We start from the raw sequence: 21,737 nt of genomic DNA on the forward strand, positions 1-21,737 counted from the left end.
CGTGCCGGAACCGGCCATTGGCGAGACAGCCCTGGCCGCCGGGTGCCAGACTGGGAACGGCTTTCTCCGCGTCGACGCGCCCCCCGGGCGCGGCCCGCGGGCCGATTCGGAGTCCTACTGATCGAGGCCATGTCTCATCCTCGCCACAACCTGCCCCTGTCCGCCGGCGAGTTCATCAGGTTCGTCGGACGCGAGCGCGACATCGTCGACCTGAGCCGTCTCCTCAACACCGCCAGGATGGTCACCCTGACCGGAACCGGCGGCATCGGTAAGACGCGCCTCGCCCTGCACCTGGCCGAGCGCGTCATGCGCCGGTTCCCCGACGGCGTCCGCTTCATCGACCTCAGCGAGGCCTCCACCCACGACCAGGCGCTGCGCACGGTGGCCAACAGCCTCCAGGCGGTGGAGGACGACGAGCGCACGATGACCGACGCCATCATCACGTCGCTGCGCACCCGCGACCTCCTGCTCCTCCTCGACACCTGTGAGCACGCCGTGGGGCCGATGGCCCAGCTGTGCCAGGCGGTTCTGCGCGACTGCCCCCGGGTGCGGATCCTGGTCACCAGCCGCCAGCCCCTGCACGTGGCCCAGGAGAGCATCTGGCGGGTGCCCCCGCTGTCCCTGCCCGCACGCGCCACGCCCACCGACCCGTACGCGGCCGATCCGGCTCCCATCCCCCGCCGCGACACCCAGCGCTACGAATCGGTGCGCCTGTTCGTCACCCGCGCGCACGCCGCCCGCGCGGGGTTCGAGATGACCAGGGAGAACTCCGGCTACATCGCGGAGATCTGCCGGATGCTGGACGGTATGCCCCTGGCGATCGAACTGGCGGCGGCCAGGGTGCGGGTGCTGTCGGTCCAACAGATCCTGCGGCGGCTCGACGACCGGTTCCAGCTCCTGACCAGTGACGGCTCCGGGGACCTGCCCCCGCGCCAGCGCACCCTGCGCGCGGTGCTGGAGTGGAGCCACGACCTGCTGTCCGAACCGGAGCGGCTCCTCCTGCACCGGCTGTCGGTCTTCTCCACCTGGTACCTGGAGACCGCCGAGGACGTGTGCTCCGGCGAGGGCGTCGACTCCGCCGACATCCTGCCGCTGCACTTCTCCCTGCTGGACAAGTCGCTGGTGGTGATGGACACCGAGATCGACGGCACCGCGCACTACCGGCTCACCGAGACGGTGCGCGCCTACGCCGCGGAGCGCCTGGCCGAGGACGGCGACCTCGACGCGCGCTGGGAACGCTACCTCCGCTTCTCCGTCGCCCGCCTGGAGGAGTGGGCCAAGAGCTTCTGCGCGCCGCTGGCGTGGGGTGAGCGGCTGTCGTACCTGAGGTTGCTCGACCACCACCGGGAGAACCACGCCCGGATGGTGGAGTGGGCGCTCTCGCAGGGACGCGTGGACGACGCCCTGAGGGTGTGTGTGGCGCTCCGCCCGTACTGGATGGTGCGCGACCTGGCCTCCGAGGGGAGCCGCGTCCTGGTGCGGGTCCTGGCCGCGGACCCCGACGCCCAGTCGCCGGCCCTGCGGGCACGCGCCCTCGCCCTCCACGCGGAGCTGCGTCTGGACCTGGACCCCGCCCCGCGCGTGTCCACACTCGCCCAGTGCGCGCTGGAGGCGGCCCGGGCCTGCCGGGACGCGGGGGGCGCGGCCTCCGCCCTCACGACCATGGCCGCACTGGCCCTGCGGACGGGCCGTCTGGAGGAGTCGCTGGAACACGCCGAACGCGCCGGGGGGTGGGCCGAGCGGATCGACGACCCGATCACCGAGGGGACGACGCTCGGTGTGCTGGCACAGGTGGCCCGGCGCAACGGGGAACCCGACCTGGCCGTCGCCCACCTGGAGCACGGCATCACGTTGGCGGAGAGCCTGGACGACCGCTGGAGCGTGGCCCGCGGCCTGCACGGGCTGGGCACGATCGCCGCGGAGCGCCGGGACTTCGCACGGGCGCGCGAGCTGTTCACCGAGGCACTGTCGGTCTTCGGCGAGTTGGAGGCCGCTCCTGCCACCGCGCACTGCGCGCGGGACCTGGGCCGCCTGTTCCTGGCCGGGGGCGAGCCCCTCCGTGCGCGTGAGCCGCTGTCGACGTGTCTTCGGGTGAGCTTCACGTCCGGGCAGCGGATCGCGGTGGCCCGTGCGCTGGAGGCGCTGGCCGAGCTGGCCCTGGCCGAGGACGAGGCCGAACGGGCCGCCGCCCTGGCGGGTGTGGCCGCCGGCCTGCGCACCTCCCTGGACCGGCCCTCGGCGGAGACGCTGCGGCTCCGCTCCACCGTGGAGCGCCTCGTGGGCGGGGCCCGGACGTCCGAGGCCTGGAACGCCTGGCGGTCGCTGCCCCTGGAACAGGTGCGCGACCGGGCGCTCGCCTTCCCCCGGCCGCCGACCCCGTCGGCGTCGGGGCCGGAGTCGCTGACACCCCGGGAGCGCGAGATCGCCGATCTCGCCGAACGCGGCCTGTCCAACCGGGAGATCGCCGAACGGTTGACCATCAGTCAGGCCACAGCAGCCCGACATATAGCGAACATCTTCAGAAAACTCTCCATTTCGTCCAGGACGCAGTTGACCGGTTGGGCTGCTCCCCTGGACGGTGGCTGAGAGGGCTCCGATCGCCCGGTAGCACTTGCACAGTGCGCGTGCACCCGCTAAGACAGAAACCCCGACCACCACCACCCTTCTCGATGACGCACCCCTTGCCTACCGCCCCCTCAGCCCTGGTGAGGAACCCCCGACCGCCCCTACCTGTGAAGGCCATGGCACCTTTGACCGCGCCCGCGCGGCACAACCTCCCACGACCGGGCACCGGCTTCGTCGGCCGCGAACGGGACCTGAGCGACCTGCTCCGCCTGCTCGGCTCCAGCAGGTCCGTCACCCTGTGCGGAACCGACGGCATGGGCAAGACCCGGCTGGCGCTGCGCGTGGCCGAGCAGTCGACCGTCTCGTTCCCCGACGGGGTGTGGCTCGCCGACCTCACCGACGCGCACACGACGCTGGAGGTCTACGCGCGGGTCTGCGCCGCGGTGGGCGTGATCGAGGAACCCGGACAGCCGCTGTCGGCCACGGTGGCCGAGGCCCTGCGCTCCCGGCGCCTCCTGCTGGTGCTGGACTCCTGCGAACACGTCCCTGGCCAGGTGAAGGAGGTCGGCGAGGCCCTGCTGGCCGCCTGCCCGGCGCTCTGTATCCTCCTCACCAGTGAGGAACCCGTCCGCCTCTCGGGCGGGACCGTGTGGCGGATGACCCCGATGGCGCTCCCGGTGGCCGCGCGCAACGCGCCGCCGCCGGATCCCGCGACGTCCGACGCGGTCCGGCTGTTCCTCGACCGCGCCAGGGCACGGGACCCCCGCTTCTCGGCCACGCCGGAGGAGCTGGAGACCGTGGCGGTGGTGTGCGACCTGACGGGCGGGGTGCCGCTGGGGATCGAGGTGCTCGGCGCCCTCGCACCCGTCGTCGGTCCCGATGCGCTCGCGGCGGGCCTGCGCGCCCACCTGGCCTCGCCCGAGTTCCAACCGGGTCCCGGACAGGCGATCTCCCGCAGCCAGGTGCTGCCGCTGGTGCTGGACTACGTGTACCGGAACCTGTCGGAGGCCGAGCAGGTGCTGCTGCGCCGCCTGGCGGTCTTCCGGGGCTGGGACCTCGAACTCGCCGAGCAGGTGTGCGCGGACGACTCCCTGCCGGAGTCGGCCGTCCTGGACCTGCTGACGTCGCTGCTGGACCGCTCGCTGATCACCGTGACCGGCGAGTTCGAGGGCCGTGTGCGCTACAGGCTCCCGGAGGCGGTGCGCAGCTTCGCCGCCGGGCGCCTGGTCGCCGCGGACGAGGCCGACCTCTACCACGAACGCCTGCTGGACCGGATGCTGCGCCTGGTCGAGGACCTGGGCCGCAAGCTGGAGTCGAGCCGGCCGATGCCCTGGAGCGAGCGCGACGCGGGACGCCAGAGGGTGATCGCCGAGTACGACACCCTGCGTTCGCTGTTGCGCTGGACCCTGTCGCGCGGTGCGGCGGAGTCCGGGCTCCGGCTGTGCGTGAGCCTGGTCGCGCACTGGGTGAGCCACCAGTCCCACGCCGAGGGCGCGCACTGGATGGACCGGCTGCTGGAACTGGAGGAGTCGGGCAAGGCCCCCTCACGGGCGCGGGCCCTCGTCGCACGGGCACAGCTGGCGCGGGTGCGGCGCGACCACGGTCTGGCCGTGTCGCTGGGCGAGGAGGGGCTGCGGCTGTGCCGCGAGGCCGGGGACGACGCGTTCGTGCGCACCGCTCTCAACCTGCTGGCCCTGGTGGAGGTGCGCGACCACGTGTCGGACCAGGCCGCGGTGCGGGTGGAGGAGGCGCTGAGACTGTGCCGGGAGACCGGTGACCAGTGGGGCGAGGCGATCGCCCTGGGCACCCGTGCCGCCCTTGTCGCCCAGCAGGGCGACTATCTGACGGCGGACCACCACTACAACGCGGCGCTGACCCTCCTGCGGGGTATCGACCACCGGTGGGGTGTAGGTGTCACCCTCATCGGCCAGGCACGGGCCGCGGAGGCCAACCACGACCTGATCACCGCGGACCGCTGCTACCGCGAGGCCCTGGACACCCAGCGGATGATCGGGGCTGCGGCCGAGGAGGCGCGCTGCCTGGCCGGGATCGGGCGGGTGGCGCACGCGCAGGGCTCCACGGGCCAGGCCTACGACTACCTGAGCGAGGGGCTGCTGCTGAGCCACTCGACGGGGCAGCGGGCCGAGGCCGCGCGGGCGCTGGTCGCCATCGCCCGCGTGGTGTTCGGCGCCGGGCTGCGCGAACCCGCCTGCAGGCTGGCGGGCGCCGCGGTGGGCGTGCGCGAACAACTGGGCCTGTCCGTCCACGGAGCGCCATGGCCCTTCGCCGACGTGGAGCGGGCCCGTCGGCAGCGCCGGCACATGGTGACGTGGTGGGAGCAGGGCCGCGGACTGGAACTGTCGGAGGTGGTCCGCGAGGCCGAGCGCCTGGCGGAGGAGGGGCGGCGTCCCCCGACGCGGCGGAGCGCGCCGCCGGCGCAGGCCGCCACCCGCAAGCCCGCGGCGGCGCGCGGGCGAAGGCGTCGGCCCGTGGACGGCCCCGTACCGGCACCCGGGTCGGTCACCCCCCAGCAGCGGTTGACCAAACGGGAGCTGGAGATCGCGAGGCTGGTGAGTTCGGGACGGAGCAACCCGGAGATCGCGCGGACCCTGTTCATCACGCCGTCGACGGCCGCCAGGCACGTCGCGAACATCAACCGCAAGATGGGCTTCCACTCGCGGACGCAGATCACGGCGTGGATGGAGCAGCACAGAGCCGCGGACTGATCGCCCGGTCTGCCCGTTTACGCCCCTCTCGCACGGGCGTTCCTTCCCCGTCGGCCAGAATCTACATATGCATCTGCATAGCAATATGCATGTGCATCTGACTGTGAACGCGCTAGGCTTCAAGCCATGGGACACCACGTTCGTGGCACCGCGGTGACACGGTTCCGTGGGTCCTCGAAGCGGCCGCCGGAGCCCGATCCGAACACGGGATTCCGACGGACCGTCAGCCCCGGGAAGCTTCCCGGGGCCGGTGGAGAACCGCACCGGAGCGGGGTGCGTCCTGGGGAGGGACACCGCACCGACCGCCCGGCGCGGCGCTGGCCGGGCTCGCCACGTGGAGGGGGCGCGACGAGCCCGGTCAACGAAACCACCGCCGGATGGGCCGACTGGGGGTACGTATGGGGGTAGGGCTGTCTTCAGGAACCGGACGACCGGGGCGACACCTGCCGCGGCGGGACGACCCGATCGGATCACTGACCGGCGGCCTCTGCGAGCGGCTGCGGTTGCGCTCCACGCGGCCGGGAACGCTGCGGGCCGTCGGACACCGCGTGGACGCGCTGACGTTCGCCGCTACCGTCGAGCAGGCCGCCGCGGGGCTCAGCCGTCGGGGCATGTGCTTCGGTGACGTCGTGGGGGTCCTCGCGCCCGTCTCGCCCGACCGGTTCCTGGCCACCTACACGGTGATGGCAGTGGGCGGCCGGGCACTGCCCCTCTCGACCTCGTCGGACCTGGACACCCAGTGCGCGGTCCTGGCCGAGACCGACGCGCGGCTTCTCCTGGTCAGCCCCGAGCTGGCGCAGACCGCCCTCGAACTGGCGGAGCGCTCGCGGGTGCGGCAGATCATCTCGTTCGGACCGGCGCTGGGGACGACACCCTTCGACGACCTCTTGCAGCCCAGCCCCGACGGCAACGGGTACAGCCCGGCGCGGGGCCTGTTCGACAACGGCATCCTGGGCTACGAGAGGACCAGCGGCGGGCTGCTGACCACCCTCTACCCGCACAACGACCTGATGGTCCGCTTCTCCGAGCTGCGGAACCTGCTGGATCTGACCGCGGACGACGTCGTGGCGGTGGACGAGCGGGGCGACGAGGCGACGCGGGTGGCGCTGGTGGCACTGGCACTGTGGACGGGGGCCTGCGTGGTCACCGGAGCGGACTGCCCCCCGCCCGAGGGGCGGCAGGTGACCGTGCTCTGCGCGCCCGAACCGACGCGGGTCGCCTTCCCGCACCACGACAGCGTGCTCTGACGCACCGAACGGGGTACCGGGGCCGGAAAAGCGGCTCCGGGTCCTCGCCGTGCGCGGACCCGGAGGAGGGGTGCGGGTCCGTCCGGGGGTCAGTCCCCGGGCTCGGCGAACTCCGTGGACGCGGGCTCCCCGTCGAACGCGGAGACCGGTACGTGGCCCTCCTCGATCTCGAACCAGGCCACGTGGGTGGCCTCGCTCCAGTACTCGCCGCTGCGGGTGGCGCAGCTGTCGACGATGAGCTTGCCCCGGCCGAAGTCGTCGCCGTCCTCGCGCGTGTGCACGCCCTCGCCGTCACGCTCTCCCTGGTCGGCCACGGCGACGCGGAGCCGGCCGGCGTCGGAGCGGATGAACAGCGTCATGACGCCTCCGCTCTGCCCGGAGCGGGAGTGCAGCAGCGCGTTGGTCGCCAGCTCGCTGACGGACAGCTCGGCGTCGTCCAGGGTGCCCTCGGCGTGCCCCATGCGGGTGAGGAACTCCCGCACGCGCGCACGGATCGACCGTACTGCCGTGAGGTTCCCGGCACAGCTCCAGACCGTGTGGTCCGTGGACCCTCCTGTGAGGTCGCCCGCCTCGAACCCCGGTGTCGTGGGAACCGTGCTCTCCGGTACCTCCGCGGGCACGTATTCCCGGAGTTGCCTCGCCTCAGCCATCCGGTCACTCCAATCACCCGCGACGGGCGCGCGGGTTGCGCCGCCTGCACTCACCTTAGACAAGGGTGTGCTGGGTCCAGAACAGCACACCTGCGTTGCCCCCGCCTTGTATTGGCCACAAAACCCCGTCACGTGTCATCCCCGATGAGGACAAAGGAAACAGTCCGGACCCCAGAGTCCTCCATGTGAGGTGTAACACGTTGGCAATGCACGCCCCGGGCGGGCGGATTTCCCGACGGCGGCAGGGGCGGAACCGGCCCCCGTTCCCGAGCACCCCACCTGGCCGCCCGCCCTGGGTCGCTTGCGCCGACTCGGACCGCACCCGGCCCGGCCCGCACCCATCTAAAAAGACATATAGCTCACTACGACCACAAAACGGATATTTCTCGCATTAAACGCCACGGTTTCGCTTCCCCCCGACATCGATTGGGGCACAACCCGGGCGACCCCCGGAGCGTCGTTCGCCGCGAACGGGCGGTGGGCGCCACGCGCACACGGCCGCGTGGGGAAGCCGCCGAACAGCGCGCAAAACCGCAGGCCAGAGCGGGTTCGGGCGGACCTCCCGCTCCTTTCCCCGTTACCGTGCCGCAACACCGTGTTCACGATCCACACCCCTTCCGACCTCGTTTGACGCTCCGTGAAGGGCGAACAAGTATCGATCAGGTCCGATGCCGGGCCGCGCCCGTACCCCGAGCGCCGCCCCTTCCCGGCCTCGGACGCCCCGCGGTTCCCGTCCCACACGAGGTGTCCCTTGTCGTCCCTGTCCGAAGGCCCCCGCTTCTCCGCTCCCAGCCGCCGATCCCTCCTCAAGGTCTCCGCCGCCGGTGCCGTGGTCGCCCCGGTCCTGGCCGCCTGCGGGTCGGAGTCCGACTCCGGGGGTTCGGGCGGGGGTGAACCCCAGCAGGGCGGGCGTCTGCGCGTCGGCGTCGCGGGCGGCGGTGTCAACGACACACTCGACGCACACGACCCCACCGACAACGTGGACATCGCCCGTAACTACGCGCTCTACGCCGGGCTGCTGCGCTACGCCAACGACGGCACCATCGAGAACAACCTGGCCGACTCCGTCGAGCCCAACGAGGACGCCACCGAGTGGACCGTGGTGCTCAAGGAGGGCCTCACCTTCCACGACGGCTCCCCCGTCACCGCGGACTCCGTCATCTACTCCCTCCAGCGCATCCTGGACCCGGACAACCCGCTGCGCGGCGCCGGCGACATGGCGGGCGTCGACGTGGACGGGCTGGAGGCGGTGGACGAGCGCACGGTGGTCATCCGGTGCGACGATCCCACGGTCACCCTCCCCGAGGCCCTCGCCGAGTACTACAACTGCGTCGTCCCCGAGGGGTACGACCCCGCGGACCCGATCGGTTGCGGCCCTTTCCGCAGCGTCGAGTTCGTGGCGGGCGAGTACAGCCTCTTCGAGCGGCACGAGGGCTACCACGAGGAGGGCCTGCCCTACGCGGACGAGCTGGAGATCGTCGACTTCCCCGAGGACGACGCGCGCGTCAACGCCCTCAACAGCGGCAGCGTGGACCTCATCACCCAGGTCCCGCACGCACAGGTGGCGGTGATCGAGGGCAACCCCGACCTGGCGATCATGGAGTCCGAGACCGGCATGTGGCTGCCGTTCACCATGCGGGTGGACCAGGCGCCCTTCGACGACGTCCGCGTCCGTCAGGCGTTCCGGCTCATCGTGGACCGCCAGGAGATGATCGACCAGGCCCTCTCCGGGTACGGCCAGGTCGGCAACGACATGTACGCGCGGATGGACCCGTCCTACCCGGACGACTTCGAGCAGCGCGAGCAGGACATCGACGAGGCCAGGCGCCTGCTGGCCGAGGCCGGGCACGAGGACGGCCTGGAGGTGGAGCTGGTCACCTCCGACATCAGCGCGGGCGTGGTCGCCGCCGCCGAGGTCTTCCAGGAGCAGGCCCGCGAGGCCGGGGTCACCGTCGAGCTCCGCCGCGTGAACCCCAGTGACTACTGGAACGAGGAGGAGGGCTTCCCCTACGCCTTCGGCCAGGACTTCTGGAGCGCGCGCAACTACATCACCCAGGCCGCGCAGGGCTCGGTGGTGGGCGCTCCCTACAACGAGACCATGTGGGGCGAGAACGAGGAGTGGCTCGGCCACCTGGAAGAGGCCCGCCGCACCGCGGACGAGGACGAGCGCAACGAGCTGATCCGTCAGGCCCAACAGGTCGAGTACGACGAGGGCGGCTACATCGTGTGGGGCTTCGTGAACCTCCTCGACGGCCACAGCACCGCGGTGCACGGCCTGGAACCCGCCGTGTCGGGCCACCCGCTGGGCTCCTACGCGTTCCACCGGGCCTGGCTGGAGCAGTAGCGGTTCCCCCAGGACCCGACCGACCGCTACCGAAAGCGCACCATGTTCCGACTCATCGTCGTCCGCCTCCTCTTCGGCGCGCTGACGCTCTGGGCGGTGTCCCTCGTGGTCTTCGCGGCCACGCAGGCACTGCCCGGTGACGCCGCCCAGATGATCCTGGGCCGCGACGCCACGCCCGAGCGCGTGGAGGTCCTGCGCGACCAGCTCAACCTGCACGAGCCGGTGGCCGTGCAGTACCTCCACTGGCTGCAGGGCCTGCTCCAGGGCGACCTGGGCACCTCCTACTCCAACCGGTTGGAGGTCACCGAGGTCCTCGCCAAGCCGGTCCTGAGCTCGCTGACCCTGATGGGGCTGGCGGCCCTGGCCGCCACCCCCCTCGCCCTGCTCGTGGGCGCGGTCAGCGCGCTGCGGCGGGACCGCGCCTTCGACCACACCTCGTCCATGGGGACCCTGGTCGTGGCGTCCATCCCCGAGTTCGTGGTCGGCATCCTGCTGATCCTGCTCCTGGGACCCGGCGGACTCGGGTGGTTCCCGTCGGTGTACTCCCGCGTGGGCGGACCCGACCAGTGGGTGCTGCCCGTGCTGACGCTGGCTCTCGCGGTGGCGCCGCCGATCATCCGGATGATGCGGGCCACGATGATCGAGGTCCTGGAGAGCGAGTACGTCCAGCAGGCCCGGCTCAAGGGCGTGGACGAGCGCGCGGTCCTGTGGCGGCACGCCGCCCCCAACGCCATCGGGCCGGTGGCCCAGGTGGTCGCCCTCCAGCTCGCGTGGCTGGCGGGTGGCGTGGTGGCCATCGAGTTCCTGTTCAACTTCCCCGGTGTCGGCAAGGTCCTGATGGACGCGATCGAGAACCGCGACGTGCCCCTGATCCAGGCCGTGGTCCTTCTCATCGCCGGCATCTACATCCTCGTCAACCTGCTCGCGGACGTGATCGGGCTGGCGGCCAACCCGAAGGTGAGGGTGGCGAACCGATGAGCGCTCCCGTGAACGCGGGCGTGGAGCCCGTGACCGTCGTACCCCGGAGCCGCGGAGCCGGACTGTTCCGGACCGCCTGGGGCTTCGGCCGGACCAGGGTGGGCGTCGCCCTGACGGGCCTGGTCGTCCTGGTCGCGGTGGCGGGCCCCTTCGTGGCCCCGTACACACCCACCGAGTTCGTGGCCAAACCGTACGAGACCGGCGTGGACGGCACGCTGTTCGGCGGCGACAACCGGGGCCGCGACGTCCTGACCCGCTTCCTGTGGGGCGGGTGGACGCTGCTGCTGCTCGCGGGCGCCTCCGCGGGGATCGGTGTGGCGGCGGGGACCGTCGTCGGCATCATCGCCGGGTACCGGCGCGGCTGGCTGGACGACGTCCTCATGCGCGTCAGCGACGTTCTGCTGGCCTTCCCGCAGCTGATCGCCGCCCTGCTGGTGATGTCGATCATCGGCCCGAAGGTGTGGCTGATCGTGGCCGTCATCGCGGTGTCGCACATGCCCCGTGTGGCGCGGGTGATCCGCGAGGCGACCCGCAAGGTCATCGAGCAGGACTACGTGAAGGCGGCGGAGGCCATCGGCCTCCCGCGCTGGCGGATCATGGCGGTGGAGATCCTGCCGAACGTGACGAGCCCGCTGCTGGTGGAGCTCGGCCTGCGCCTGACCTACTCCATCGGGGTGGTCGCGGTACTGGGCTTCCTCGGCATGGGGCTCCAGCCGCCGACGGCGGACTGGGGGCTGATGATCAACGAGAACCGGCAGGGCATGGCCGTGCAGCCGTGGGCGGTGGCACTGCCGGTGACGGCGATCGCCGTCCTGACCATCGGCGCCAACCTGATCACCGACGGGCTGTCCCGGGCGGCGATCGGCATCGACCGGGGGGTGGAGAAGTGACGCGGGACGTGACACCGGACGCGGGCTCCGGAGACGACCGGGACACCGGGGCCACCGTGCTCTCGGTGGAGGGCCTGACCGTGATCGGCCGCCCCTCGGACGTGGAGATCATCAGCGGGGTCTCGATCACGGTGGGGCGGGGGGAGATCCTCGGCCTGGTCGGCGAGTCCGGTTCCGGGAAGACCACCCTGGGGCTGTCGCTGCTGGCGCACTGCAAGCGGGCCACGGAGATCTCCGCCGGACACGTGGAGGTGTCCGGGAAGGATCTGGCCTCGCTGACCGAACAGGGCGTGCGCGAGCTGCGCGGGCGGGCGGTGGCCTACATCCCCCAGTCGCCCGCCTCGGCTCTGAACCCGGCCCTGCGCCTGCGCACCCAGCTGCGCGAGGCCCTGCACGACACCTCCGTGTCGGCCGCCGGGGCCGACGCCCGGGTCCGGGAGGTCCTGGGCGAGGTCGCGCTCCCCGACGACGACGCGTTCCTGGCCCGCTACCCCCACCAGCTCTCCGGCGGACAGCAGCAGCGGGTGGCGATCGCGATGGCGTTCGTCGGCCGCCCCGACGTGATCGTCCTGGACGAGCCGACCACCGGCCTGGACGTGACGACGCAGGCGCACGTCCTGGAGACCATCCGCCGGATGACCCGCGACTACGGGACCGCGGGGGTGTACATCAGCCATGACATGGCGGTGGTCGCCGACCTGGCCGACGAGATCGCGGTGATGTACCGGGGCGAGGTCGTCGAGCGGGGACGCACGGACCGGGTCCTGTCCGACCCCCGCCACGCCTACACCAGACGGCTGTTGATGGCGGTGCCGCTGCTGCGGACCTCCGGACACGAGGAGGTCGGCGAGCCGGAGGGCGAGCCGCTGCTGCGGGTCGCGGGACTGAACGCGGGGTACGGGCGCACCACAGTCCTGGAGGGGATCGACGTGTCGGTCCACCGGGGCGAGTGCGTGGCCCTGCTGGGCGAGTCGGGTTCGGGCAAGACGACCCTGTCGCGCTCGGTCGCGGGGCTGCACCAGCAGTACACCGGCGAGGTGGTGTTCGACGGGAGCAGGCTGGCCGCCGGCAGCTACCGGCGCACGGCCGAGCAGAGGCGCCGGGTGCAGTACGTCTTCCAGAACCCGTACGAGGCGCTGAACCCGCGCAGGCGGGTGCGCGACCAGATCCTGGGCCCCTACCGGCACCTGGTCGGCCGGCCGAAGGACCCCGACGCGGTGGTGTCCGAGGCGCTGGAGCGCGCGGCCCTGTCCTCCTCCTACGCCGACCGCTACCCGGAGCAGTTGAGCGGCGGTGAGCGGCAGCGGGTGTGCATCGCCCGTGCCGTGGCCACCCGCCCCGACCTCCTGGTGTGCGACGAGATCACGTCGGCGCTCGACGTGTCGGTACAGGCGGAGATCGTCAAGCTGCTGCGCGGGCTCCAGGACGAGGGGATGGCGCTCCTGTTCGTCACCCACAACATCGCCCTGGTGTCCAACATCGCGCAGAGGGTGGCCGTGCTCCACCAGGGCGCGATCGTGGAGCAGGGGCCGGTCGGACGGGTGATGTCGGCGCCGGAGCACGAGTACACACGGGCGCTGATCGCGGACACCCCGGACTTCGAGCTCTCCTTCGCGGGGACCCCCGAGCGCCTGGGCATGGCTGTGGAGGACCGGCCCGTCACGGACGCGTAGGCCCGTGCCCGCGGCAGGGTGGTGGCGCGCCGCCCCCTTCCGCGGGCGGGGTGGTCCGGGCGGGCGGACCCGTCCTCACCGGCCGGGTTCGGCCGCCGGTTGGCGCCTGTGTTCGGAGGTCATGCCCACCAGCACGACCAGGCCCAGCGCCGCGGTGGCGAACAGGACCGCACCCATCGGCACCGCGGTGCCCTCGTCCAGTCCGACGAGGGGCGCCGCCCCGGCACCGATCAGCATCGGCAGCGCGCCGAGCAGGGAGCCCGCGCTCCCCGCCCGCCCTTCCTGCCCCTCCATCGCCAGGGCGAAGGAGCTGGTCAGGATCATCCCCATGCATGTCATGTAGACGAAGAGCGGGACCACCAGGGCGGGCAGCGGACCGTCGACCAGGGTCACGGCCAGCAGTACCCCGGTGGCCAGGACCGCGGTGACCACGGCGATCCTCAGCAGCGCTCGCTCGGTCACCCGTTCGCTGAGGCGCCCCACAGCGGCGCTGCCCAGGATGATGGCGATCCCGTTGACGCCGAACAGCACGCCGAACACCTGGGGGGACACTCCGTGGAGGTCCTGGTAGACGAACGGCGTCCCGGCGACGTAGGCGAAGCTGCCGCCGTGGAGCAGGCCCACGATCAGTGCGTACCCCATGAAGGAGCGGTCGCGCAGGAGCACGGCCATGGTGCGCAGGGAACCGCCGAGCGAACTGGGGATGCGCCGTTCGACGGGCAGGGTCTCGGGGAGCCTGAGCATGACGACCAGGACGATCACGGCGCCGAGCAGGGCGAGGAACAGGAAGATCGTCTCCCAGGTTGCGAAGGGCAGCGCCAGGACGGCGCCCCCGGCGACCGGCGCGGCCATGGGGGCGACGGCGGTGATGACCATCAGCAGTGCGAAGAAGCGCGTCAGCGCGGGTCCTTCGAACACGTCGCGCACGACGGCCCGGGAGAGGACGATTCCGGCCGAGGCCGTCAACCCCTGGAGGAAGCGGCCCACCACCAGCGTCGCGATGTCCGGCGACACGGCGCACAGCAGCGAGGACAGGACGAAGAGCAGGAGCGATACGGCGAGGGGACCGCGGCGCCCGCGTGCGTCGCTGACGGGGCCGACGACCACCTGGCCGACCGCGAGCCCGATCAGGCAGGCGGTGAGGCTCAGTTGGACCTGTGAGGCCCCGGCGTCGAGGTCGGCGGCGATCTCCGGGAACCCCGGCAGGTACATGTCGATGTTGAGGGGGCCGAGAACGGCCAGGAGGCCGAGGAGGAGGGCCAGGCCCAGGCGTGCGCGTCCGGTCGGGTTGTGCCGCATGTGGCTCTCTCGTGGGTGGTGGGGGCGCGCGACACGGCGCGCGAGCCCGCCCACGCTACCGGTGCCGGGGCACCGGGACAGGGCCATGGGGGGCGATGTGACGGAAGTCCACCGGAAACGGGAGGTAACGGCCGCAGGGCCTGCCCCGAGGGGGTTCAGAAGAGGACCGACATGACCTCGCCCACCTGGCGGAAGCCGACCCTCTGGTAGGCGGCTCGGGCCGGGGCGTTGAAGTCGTTGACGTAGAGGGTGACGCGGGGGGCGATCTCGGCGAGCGCGTACTCGACCACCGCCGCCATCCCGGCGGCGGAGTGGCCGCGGCCCCGCAGGTCCGGGTGCACCCACACGCCCTGCACCTGGCACGCGTGGCGGGTGACCGCGCCGATCTCGGCCTTGAACACGACCCGGCCGTCCTCGATCCGCGCGAACGCCCGGCCCGTGCGCACCAGTTCCTCCACCCGGGCCCGGTAGAGGGCGCCGCCGTCACCGGAGTCCGGTGGAACGCCGACCTCCTCGGTGAACATGGCCACGCAGGCCGGCACCAGGGTGTTGAGCTCGGAGAGCCGGACCCGGCGCACGAGCGGGTCGGCGGCCACGGCGGGCGGCCCGACGATCTCCAGGACGGGCTGGCTGCCGCGGATGGCGCGAGCGGGTCCCCACACGGGGGTGACCTGCTCCCAGAAGTCGCTGACCGCCTCGACCGGACCGACGATGGACGAGCACCGGCGGCCCCGCCAGCGCGCGTGGTCGGCGAAACTGCGGATCGCGGCCGGTCCGGCGTTGACCGGGACCAGGTTGGCCCCGGAGTAGCACATCGCGGTGAGGCGGCCCCTCTCGACGTGCCCCCACACCTCGGGGCCGTGGGCGCCGGCGGTGAGGCCGCCGGCCATCAGCCGCGAGGCGACGAAGACGTTGCCGACGGGGTCGGCGTCCAGGAGCGCGCGAACGGCGTCCCGGTCCCGCTCTCCGAGTATCCGTAACGGCGAGGTCCGCAGCATCGCATCTCCTCCCTCTGCCCGGAGCCCGTAAGAGCCCTGGGACGACTGGCCGAGCCTGTTCGCACCGATTCCAGCCTATGGGACCGGTTACTCGGATGACCCGGGCTTTTCGGGGCTTTCCAGACCGACCGGACCGAGGCGCTCGACCATCGTCTCAGGTGCGGTCCGGGACGTACTCGGCCGGGGCTCGGGACGTCCCTCGCAGGTGAGGTCGGCCTTCCCGCCCTCCTCGCGTGCGGGTAGGACCCCGTCGCGCAGGTAGGCGGTGACGACCTCGTCCACGCACGTGTTCCCGGTGAGGGAGACCCCGTGGGTCAGTCCGCCCTCCTCGATCACCAGGGCCGCGCCGGGAAGCCGGTCGCGCAGGGAGTAGGCGCCCTCGACGGGGGTCGCACCGTCCTCGGTAGCGTGCACGACGAGCGCGCCCCCGTCGTAGGCGGGGTGCTCGCCGTAGCCGTCGCCGACCTGGAACCAGTCGCCGGAGTCGGCGTCCCAGGTCGCGCACGGGGCGTTGTACCACATGTTGTGCCACCCCATGAAGGGCGCGTCCGCGTGGAGCTCCACGGCGTCGTCGTGCCAGGTGGACCAGTCCTTGGGCCACCGGGCGTCGGTGCACTGGACGGCGAGGTAGCCCCCGTAGCCGCGGTCGGAGTCCGCGTCGTCTCCGTAGTCCTCGTGCAGGGAGACCAGCGGGGCGTCGTCGCCGTCGTTGATCCGGGCGGAGAGCGCCTGCGCGACCCTCGGCCAGCTGCCGCCGCTGTAGGAGACGACGATGACGGCGCCCTCCAGCTCGGTGGGGCCGACCGTGCCTGCCGCGGGTGCCGCCGCCAGGTCCGAGCGCAGTGAGTAGTAGGCGTCGGCCACCTGGCCGGGGTCCGCGCCGAGCCCGTAGGCGCCGTCATGGCGGGAGACCCAGTCGAAGAAGCCGTCCGCGGCCCTCTCCAGGGCGCGGCTCTGCGTGAGGTTGCTCTCGTACCAGGGGCTGTCGGGGTCGACGACGCTGTCGAGGACCAGTGCGCGGACCCGGTCCGGGTAGAGCGCGGAGTAGACGGTGCCCAGGTAGCTGCCGTAGGAGTAACCGAGGTAGTCGACGGTCTCCTCGCCGAGGGCGGCGCGGATGGCGTCCATGTCGTGGGCGGTGTCCTCGGTACGGACGTGGTCGAGGAGGGGACCGGTGTTGTCCGCGCACGCCCGGGCGTGGTCCTCGGCTCCGGCGCGCAGGGCGGCCTCCGCGTCGGCGTCCGCCGGGACGGTGTCGCGGCGGACGGGTGCGAAGAAGCCGGGGTCGCACGTGATGGAGGGGGTGGACGCTCCGACTCCGCGCGGGTCGAACGAGACGACGTCGTAGATCTCGCGGAGTTCCGGGGGCATGCGGCGGTGGGTGTGCGCGGCCCACGTGCGTCCCGCGCTTCCGGGACCGCCGGGGTTGACCAGCATGGTGTGCTCGGCCCTGCCGGTGGCGGGGACCCGCGACAGAGCGAGCTCGACGGTGCCCTGGAGGCCGTTGGCCCTGGTGCCGTCGGCGCTGCGGGCGAGGGGGACGGTGAGGGTCGCGCACTCCAGGTCCTCTTCGCCGACGGGGGCGATGTCCTCGCAGGGGCCCCACGCCAGGCCCCCCGGGTCGGCGCGGGTGGTCTGCGACTCCCCGGTCCGCTCCGCCAGGGCGGGGGCCCCCGAGACCAGGGAGACCAGGACCGCTCCCGCCGAGAACGCGGCCAGGGTTCGTGCTCGCACTCGTCCACTCCCTCACGCTGCCTGGATGACCCCCTGCATTGTCACCGCTGTGCAACGTGACAGTGGGAAGCGACACGGACCCCACGCGGGCACGCCCCGGTAACATGTGCCCTGCCTGGATCAGACGTGGACAAAGGGGCACAATGCGGCTGGATCGTGTCGATGAGCGGATCATCGCGATTCTCGGCGCGGACGCGCGGATGAGCTTCGCCGAGATCGGCGGCCACGTCGGGCTGAGCCCCTCCGCGGTGAAGCGTCGCGTGGACCGCCTGGTGGACTCCGGTGCCGTGCGCGGGTTCACCGTCGTCGTCGAACCGCAGGCCGTCGGGTGGACCACCGAGGCCTTCATCGAGCTGTACTGCCGCGCCCGGACCTCCCCCGGAGAGATCCGGTCCGGGCTCGCGGCCTACGCCGAGATCACGTCCGCGTGCACGGTCACCGGCGAGGCCGACGCCATCGTGCAGGTGCGCGCCCGCGACACGCACCATCTGGAGGAGGTCATCGAGCGCCTGGGCGCCGAGCCCTTCGTGGTGCGGACCAAGAGCACCCTGGTCCTGTCCCGGCTCGTGGACCAGCCGATCCTCGCCGGGACCGCCGACCTGCCCTGAGGCGCCGGGCCCCGGGTGCGGGCCGGGCGGACCGGGGCGGCGCGGCGTGTCACCCCGCGCCGCGGAAACACTCAGCCCCCTCCGTTTGTTGCAGGGGGTGGTACCCCCTGCCCCCGGGTACCGACGGGGCCGTTCGCCGAGAGGCGGGCGGCCCCTCCCCCGTCCGGGCCGGAAGCGCGGGCCCCGGAAGGAACGGGCCGGGTCAGGACACCTGGGTCAGGGCCTGTGCAAAGAGCCGGAGGGACCGGCCGGGAACATCCGCCGGCGGAGCTCAGTCCTCGGGGAGCTCCACGGGGGCGAGGTCGTCGAACAGGTCGCCCGGCCCGGGGTTGGAGGCGTCGGTACCGCCCCCGAAGTGGTGGGCCACGCCCCACACCGCGTTGAGAGCGGTCTGTACCGCCCCCTCCGCCCAGCCCGCCGTCCAGGAGACGTCGTCCCCGGCCAGGAACAGCCCGCGGTGGCGCTCGGCCAGGCCCTCCTGGTGGAAGTGGGTGAACAGGCGGCGCTGGTAGCGGTAGTGGCCCGGCAGGTTCGCCTTGAACGCGCCCATGAAGTAGGGCTCGTCCTCCCACGACACGGTGACCGGGTCACCGGTGATGTGCGAGCGGATGTCCACCCCCGGGTAGATCTTGGACAGCGACGACAGCATGACCTCCAGGCGCTCGTTGGCGGACAGCGGCAGCCACTTGAGCGAGTCGTCGCACCAGGTGTACGACATGCAGATCGCCGCGGGGCCGTCCGGGTCGGAGCCCTCCAGGAGGTAGGTCCCCCGGGTCATGCGGTCGGTGAGCGTCATGCTCATGACGTCCCGGCCCGTCCGGGGGTCCTCGTCGCGCCAGAAGGCGCGGTCCACCGGTACGAACAGCTTCGAGGACTCCATGTAGTGGGTCCGCTCGATCGCCGTCCAGTGGTCGATCGGCAGCAGGTCCTCGTCGCAGTCGATCTTGGACAGCAGCATCCAGCTCTGCGCGGTGAACACGGCCGCCGCGTAGGTGCGGGTGGAACCCGAGGCGTCGGTGACCGTGATGTTCCCCGAGGGGGAGCCCTTCGCCGCGGTGCGGCGCAGGGCGGTGACGGCCGGGCGCGGTCCGCCTCCGTGCAGCGTCCCCAGCGTGGTGCCCTGCGCCCAGTGGACGAGCTTGTCCGGGGTGTCCTCCCAGAGCCGCCGGGGAAGCTGCTGGGCACCGCCGAGAATGCCCATGTGGTCGTCGTCCGCACCCGTGTAGGTGACCCGGAGGATCTCCAGGATGGAGTTCGGGAAGTCGGTGTCCCAGCCTCCCGTGCCGAACCCGACCTGCCCGAAGATCTCACGGTGGCGGAAGGACGCGAACGCCGGCGACTCGCACAGGAACCCGTAGAAGGTCTGGTTGTCCAGTCCCGCGACGAGATCGTTCCAGATCTCCTTCTGCGTCGCGACGTCGCGTTCGCGGATCGCCTGCTGCATGCGGCTGTGCTGGGCGCCGTCCTCCAGGGTGCGCTCCCAGGCACGGGCCACCTCGCGGTAGACCTCGGGCAGGTCGGCGAGGGTCGTGGCGTAGTGGGACTCGCCCTTGAGGTCGACCACGGTGCTCGGGGTCACCGGGGAGAGCGGGTTGGGGAACGGCGCCGTCTCCAGACCGACCCGGTCCACGTAGTGGAGGAACGCGGTGGAGGAGGGCGGGAAGCGCATCGCGCCCATCTCGGCGACCACGTCGTCGGGGCAGCCGGGGAGCTTCTCGGTGCGCAGGCGCCCGCCGATCCGGTCGGCCTCGTACACGACCGGGCGCAGCCCCATCCTCATCAGCTCGTAGGCGGTCACGACCCCGGAGAGCCCGCCGCCGATGACCGCGACCTCTGTGCCGTGGCGCTCAGGCGGGACCTGGCCGAGCCCGGCGGGGTGCTCCAGGTAGGAGTCGTAGGCGAACGGGAAGTCCGGCCCGCACATGGTCAGCGGCGGTGTGCCGGGGGCGGGCGCGGTACCGGCGGCTGTGGGCACGGCAGACGTCATGGAGCCACTCCTTCGGGTGGTCGGTGGTCGGACGGAAGGGGCGGCGGTGCCGGTGGCGGCCGTGCGGCCGGACGTCCCGGCGGGCGTGCCGGACCGGGGAGGCCGTTCGGGGCCGGTCAGCCGGTGAGCGCGCGGTACAGGTCGGGTCGGCGGTCCTCCAGGTAGGACTGGTCCCGGCGGGCGCCGGCGATCGCGTCCGGGGCGATGTCGCCGACCAGGAACTCCTCTCCCGGCCCGGCGCGCAGCGTCTCCGACCCGTCGGGCGCGACGAGAACGCTCATGCCCGCGTAGACGAGGTCTCCCTCGGTGTCGCACCGGTTCACGTAGGCCAGGTGGAGCTGGTTCTCCAGTGCGCGCACGGGCACCACCCTGGTGGGGACCCCGGTGAAGGGCAGCATCAGCGCGGTCGGGACGACGAGGAGTTCGGTACCGGCCAGGGCGTGCGCGCGCACGGCTTCCGGGAACTCCACGTCGTAGCAGATCAGGAGGCCGAGGCGGAACCCGTCGAGGTCGGCCTGGACGACCGGTTCGGTTCCCGCGGCGAACGCCTTCCGGTCCGGGTCGCCGAACAGGTGTGTCTTGCGGTAGGAGGCCAGGCGCGAGCCGGTGCCGTCCACGAGCTGGACGGTGTTGTACACGGCGCCGTCGGCGCGCTCCGGGAACCCGTAGACGAGGGCGACGCCCGTGGCGGCGGCGATCCCCGCGACGGCGTCCGCGAGGGGGCCGTCCGCCGGTTCGGCGATCCTGGCCACGGTGTCGGCTCCGAGGGCGTAACCGGTGAGTGACATCTCGGGGCCGACGAGCAGGCGCGCCCCGGCGTCGGCGGCCCGTGCGGCGCGGTCGGCGAGGCGGCCGAGCGCGTCGGCGACGTCACCGCTGCGTCCGGTGCCCTGGTCCAAGGCCACGCGCAGTGGTTCGCGCGTCATGGGCCGCCCCCTCCTCGGTCGTTGTCGGGCCGCGTCCACTCTAGGTGGGCGATCGTGCCGAAACAGTGCGCCGGATCGGTGGAAACACGCGTCTTTCGTCTATCCCGACGTGGTTCTTTGCGTGTCCCGGTGTTTTCGTGCGCGTATACGCGCACGACCCCCGTGCCGTGCCCTCTAGGGCGTGTTCCGTGGATGCTTTCGGTTGATTCGGCGCTTGCGCCGATCGCCGCGAGCGGCCTCCAGGCAATCTCTCGCAAGACGAGTAGCGCAGGTCAGCCCGGGTCTGGCTGTCCAAGCGTGGTCGGCGCAGCGAGAGGCAGCCTGGCGGTTGCGAGCCCGGAATGATCCGCGGAACACGCCCTAGTGTCCTGAGTCGTTAATTCGTCGGCAGTACGCTGCGAGGGATTCGAGGATCTCCTCGGCCGTCTTGTGCCATACGAACGGCCGGGGATCCTCGTTCCACCCCCTGACCCAGGAACGAATGTCCTTTTCCAGGGCCTGGACCGACTTGTGCACCCCACGGCGCAACCGCTTCGCTGTGAGCTCGGCGAACCAGCGCTCGACCAGGTTCAGCCAGGAAGCACTGGTCGGGGTGAAGTGCATGTGGAACCGGGGGTGGGCCAGCAACCACCGCTTGATCGCGGGCGTCTTGTGCGTGGCGTAGTTGTCGCAGATCAGGTGGACCTCAAGATCCGAGGGCACCTGTAGGTCGATCTTGTTGAGGAACTTCCTGAATTCCTCGGCCCGGTGGCGGCGGTGCAGCGAGCCGATCACCCGGCCGCTGGCGGTGTCCAGCGCCGCGAACAGGGTGGTGGTGCCCGCCCGCACGTAGTCGTGGGTGGCCCGCTCGGGCACCCCGGGCATCATCGGCAGCACCGGCTGGGAGCGGTCCAGCGCCTGGATCTGGGACTTTTCGTCCACACACAGCACCAGCGCCCGCTCGGGCGGGTCCAGGTACAACCCGACCACGTCGTGCACCTTGTCGATGAAGAACGGGTCGGTGGAGAGCTTGAACGACTCGGCCCGGTGGGGTTGCAGGCCGAAGGCGCGCCAGATCCGGGAGACCGTGGACTGCGACAGGCCGGTGCGGGTGGCCATGGCCCGACTCGACC

Annotated in this window: 15 protein-coding genes; 8 read left to right on the forward strand and 7 right to left on the reverse strand. The window is 72.0% G+C overall.

The window, feature by feature from the left end:
- Window positions 1–129 precede the first annotated feature (129 nt).
- The 3 genes from ACFWTE_RS15310 (at window position 130) to ACFWTE_RS15320 (ending at window position 6,538) form a co-directional block, all read left to right on the forward strand.
- Window positions 130–2,586: an ATP-binding protein gene (locus ACFWTE_RS15310; protein ID WP_378780019.1), complete on the forward strand. Its 2,457-nt coding sequence runs from the start codon at window positions 130–132 to the stop codon at window positions 2,584–2,586.
- A 164-nt stretch (window positions 2,587–2,750) separates the two neighbouring features.
- Complete coding sequence (locus ACFWTE_RS15315; RefSeq protein WP_378780039.1) at window positions 2,751–5,291, forward strand: LuxR C-terminal-related transcriptional regulator; 2,541 nt, start codon at window positions 2,751–2,753, stop codon at window positions 5,289–5,291.
- A gap of 398 nt (window positions 5,292–5,689) precedes the next feature.
- Window positions 5,690–6,538 carry an AMP-binding protein gene (locus ACFWTE_RS15320; protein ID WP_378780021.1) on the forward strand — a complete coding sequence of 283 codons (849 nt, stop codon included), beginning with the start codon at window positions 5,690–5,692 and terminating at the stop codon, window positions 6,536–6,538.
- An 89-nt stretch (window positions 6,539–6,627) separates the two neighbouring features.
- Here ACFWTE_RS15320 and ACFWTE_RS15325 read toward each other — a convergent pair whose 3' ends face one another.
- Window positions 6,628–7,188 carry an ATP-binding protein gene (locus ACFWTE_RS15325; protein ID WP_378780022.1) on the reverse strand — a complete coding sequence of 187 codons (561 nt, stop codon included), beginning with the start codon at window positions 7,186–7,188 and terminating at the stop codon, window positions 6,628–6,630.
- Between the two features lie 751 nt (window positions 7,189–7,939).
- Between ACFWTE_RS15325 and ACFWTE_RS15330 the strand changes: the two genes are divergently transcribed.
- Genes ACFWTE_RS15330 through ACFWTE_RS15345 form a run of 4 tightly spaced genes read left to right on the forward strand, consistent with a single transcriptional unit; the run spans window position 7,940 to window position 13,073 of the window.
- Window positions 7,940–9,532, forward strand: a complete 1,593-nt coding sequence (locus ACFWTE_RS15330) for an ABC transporter substrate-binding protein (protein WP_378780023.1) — start codon at window positions 7,940–7,942, stop codon at window positions 9,530–9,532.
- A 42-nt stretch (window positions 9,533–9,574) separates the two neighbouring features.
- Window positions 9,575–10,510 (forward strand): ABC transporter permease, encoded by a 936-nt coding sequence (locus ACFWTE_RS15335; protein ID WP_378780024.1) that lies wholly within the window; start codon window positions 9,575–9,577, stop codon window positions 10,508–10,510.
- A complete protein-coding gene (locus tag ACFWTE_RS15340) occupies window positions 10,507–11,400 on the forward strand; it encodes an ABC transporter permease (RefSeq protein WP_378780025.1) in 894 nt (297 codons plus the stop codon). The genes ACFWTE_RS15335 and ACFWTE_RS15340 overlap by 4 nt, the downstream gene beginning before the upstream one ends.
- 8 nt (window positions 11,401–11,408) lie before the next feature.
- Window positions 11,409–13,073 (forward strand): ABC transporter ATP-binding protein, encoded by a 1,665-nt coding sequence (locus tag ACFWTE_RS15345; protein ID WP_378780026.1) that lies wholly within the window; start codon window positions 11,409–11,411, stop codon window positions 13,071–13,073.
- A 75-nt stretch (window positions 13,074–13,148) separates the two neighbouring features.
- On the opposite strand, the gene ACFWTE_RS15350 is transcribed toward ACFWTE_RS15345, so the two are convergent.
- The 3 genes from ACFWTE_RS15350 to ACFWTE_RS15360 all read right to left on the reverse strand — a co-directional run bounded on the left by ACFWTE_RS15350 (window position 13,149) and on the right by ACFWTE_RS15360 (window position 17,104).
- Window positions 13,149–14,372 (reverse strand): Bcr/CflA family efflux MFS transporter, encoded by a 1,224-nt coding sequence (locus ACFWTE_RS15350; protein WP_378780027.1) that lies wholly within the window; start codon window positions 14,370–14,372, stop codon window positions 13,149–13,151.
- A gap of 155 nt (window positions 14,373–14,527) precedes the next feature.
- Window positions 14,528–15,370: a GNAT family N-acetyltransferase gene (locus ACFWTE_RS15355; RefSeq protein WP_378780028.1), complete on the reverse strand. Its 843-nt coding sequence runs from the start codon at window positions 15,368–15,370 to the stop codon at window positions 14,528–14,530.
- Between the two features lie 87 nt (window positions 15,371–15,457).
- Window positions 15,458–17,104: an alpha/beta fold hydrolase gene (locus tag ACFWTE_RS15360; RefSeq protein WP_378780029.1), complete on the reverse strand. Its 1,647-nt coding sequence runs from the start codon at window positions 17,102–17,104 to the stop codon at window positions 15,458–15,460.
- A 143-nt stretch (window positions 17,105–17,247) separates the two neighbouring features.
- Here ACFWTE_RS15360 and ACFWTE_RS15365 point away from each other — a divergent pair, with 143 nt between their 5' ends.
- Window positions 17,248–17,712 (forward strand): Lrp/AsnC family transcriptional regulator, encoded by a 465-nt coding sequence (locus ACFWTE_RS15365; protein ID WP_378780031.1) that lies wholly within the window; start codon window positions 17,248–17,250, stop codon window positions 17,710–17,712.
- Window positions 17,713–17,983: 271 nt separating this feature from the next.
- Here ACFWTE_RS15365 and ACFWTE_RS15370 read toward each other — a convergent pair whose 3' ends face one another.
- From ACFWTE_RS15370 to ACFWTE_RS15380, 3 genes are all read right to left on the reverse strand, one after another.
- On the reverse strand, window positions 17,984–19,699 hold the full coding sequence (locus ACFWTE_RS15370) for a flavin monoamine oxidase family protein (RefSeq protein ID WP_378780033.1): 1,716 nt from the start codon (window positions 19,697–19,699) through the stop codon (window positions 17,984–17,986).
- Window positions 19,700–19,815: 116 nt separating this feature from the next.
- A complete protein-coding gene (locus ACFWTE_RS15375; protein WP_378780034.1) occupies window positions 19,816–20,625 on the reverse strand; it encodes a carbon-nitrogen hydrolase family protein in 810 nt (269 codons plus the stop codon).
- Window positions 20,626–20,985: 360 nt separating this feature from the next.
- Window positions 20,986–21,737: IS630 family transposase (locus ACFWTE_RS15380; protein ID WP_378780035.1), on the reverse strand; the 752-nt coding region annotated here is incomplete at its 5' end.

It is taken from the genome of Nocardiopsis sp. NPDC058631, from assembly GCF_042716955.1.
In the GTDB taxonomy this organism is placed as follows: Bacteria; Actinomycetota; Actinomycetes; order Streptosporangiales; family Streptosporangiaceae; genus Nocardiopsis.

Excerpts from the sequence above, each read along its gene's own strand:
- ACFWTE_RS15350 (WP_378780027.1), bottom strand. The coding sequence starts at position 14,372 with ATGCGGCACAACCCGACCGGACGCGCACGCCTGGGCCTGGCCCTCCTC.
- ACFWTE_RS15335 (WP_378780024.1), top strand. The coding sequence starts at position 9,575 with ATGTTCCGACTCATCGTCGTCCGCCTCCTCTTCGGCGCGCTGACGCTC.
- ACFWTE_RS15325 (WP_378780022.1), bottom strand. The coding sequence starts at position 7,188 with ATGGCTGAGGCGAGGCAACTCCGGGAATACGTGCCCGCGGAGGTACCG.
- ACFWTE_RS15340 (WP_378780025.1), top strand. The coding sequence starts at position 10,507 with ATGAGCGCTCCCGTGAACGCGGGCGTGGAGCCCGTGACCGTCGTACCC.
- ACFWTE_RS15375 (WP_378780034.1), bottom strand. The coding sequence starts at position 20,625 with ATGACGCGCGAACCACTGCGCGTGGCCTTGGACCAGGGCACCGGACGC.
- ACFWTE_RS15355 (WP_378780028.1), bottom strand. The coding sequence starts at position 15,370 with ATGCTGCGGACCTCGCCGTTACGGATACTCGGAGAGCGGGACCGGGAC.
- ACFWTE_RS15320 (WP_378780021.1), top strand. The coding sequence starts at position 5,690 with ATGGGGGTAGGGCTGTCTTCAGGAACCGGACGACCGGGGCGACACCTG.
- ACFWTE_RS15370 (WP_378780033.1), bottom strand. The coding sequence starts at position 19,699 with ATGACGTCTGCCGTGCCCACAGCCGCCGGTACCGCGCCCGCCCCCGGC.
- ACFWTE_RS15310 (WP_378780019.1), top strand. The coding sequence starts at position 130 with ATGTCTCATCCTCGCCACAACCTGCCCCTGTCCGCCGGCGAGTTCATC.
- ACFWTE_RS15365 (WP_378780031.1), top strand. The coding sequence starts at position 17,248 with ATGCGGCTGGATCGTGTCGATGAGCGGATCATCGCGATTCTCGGCGCG.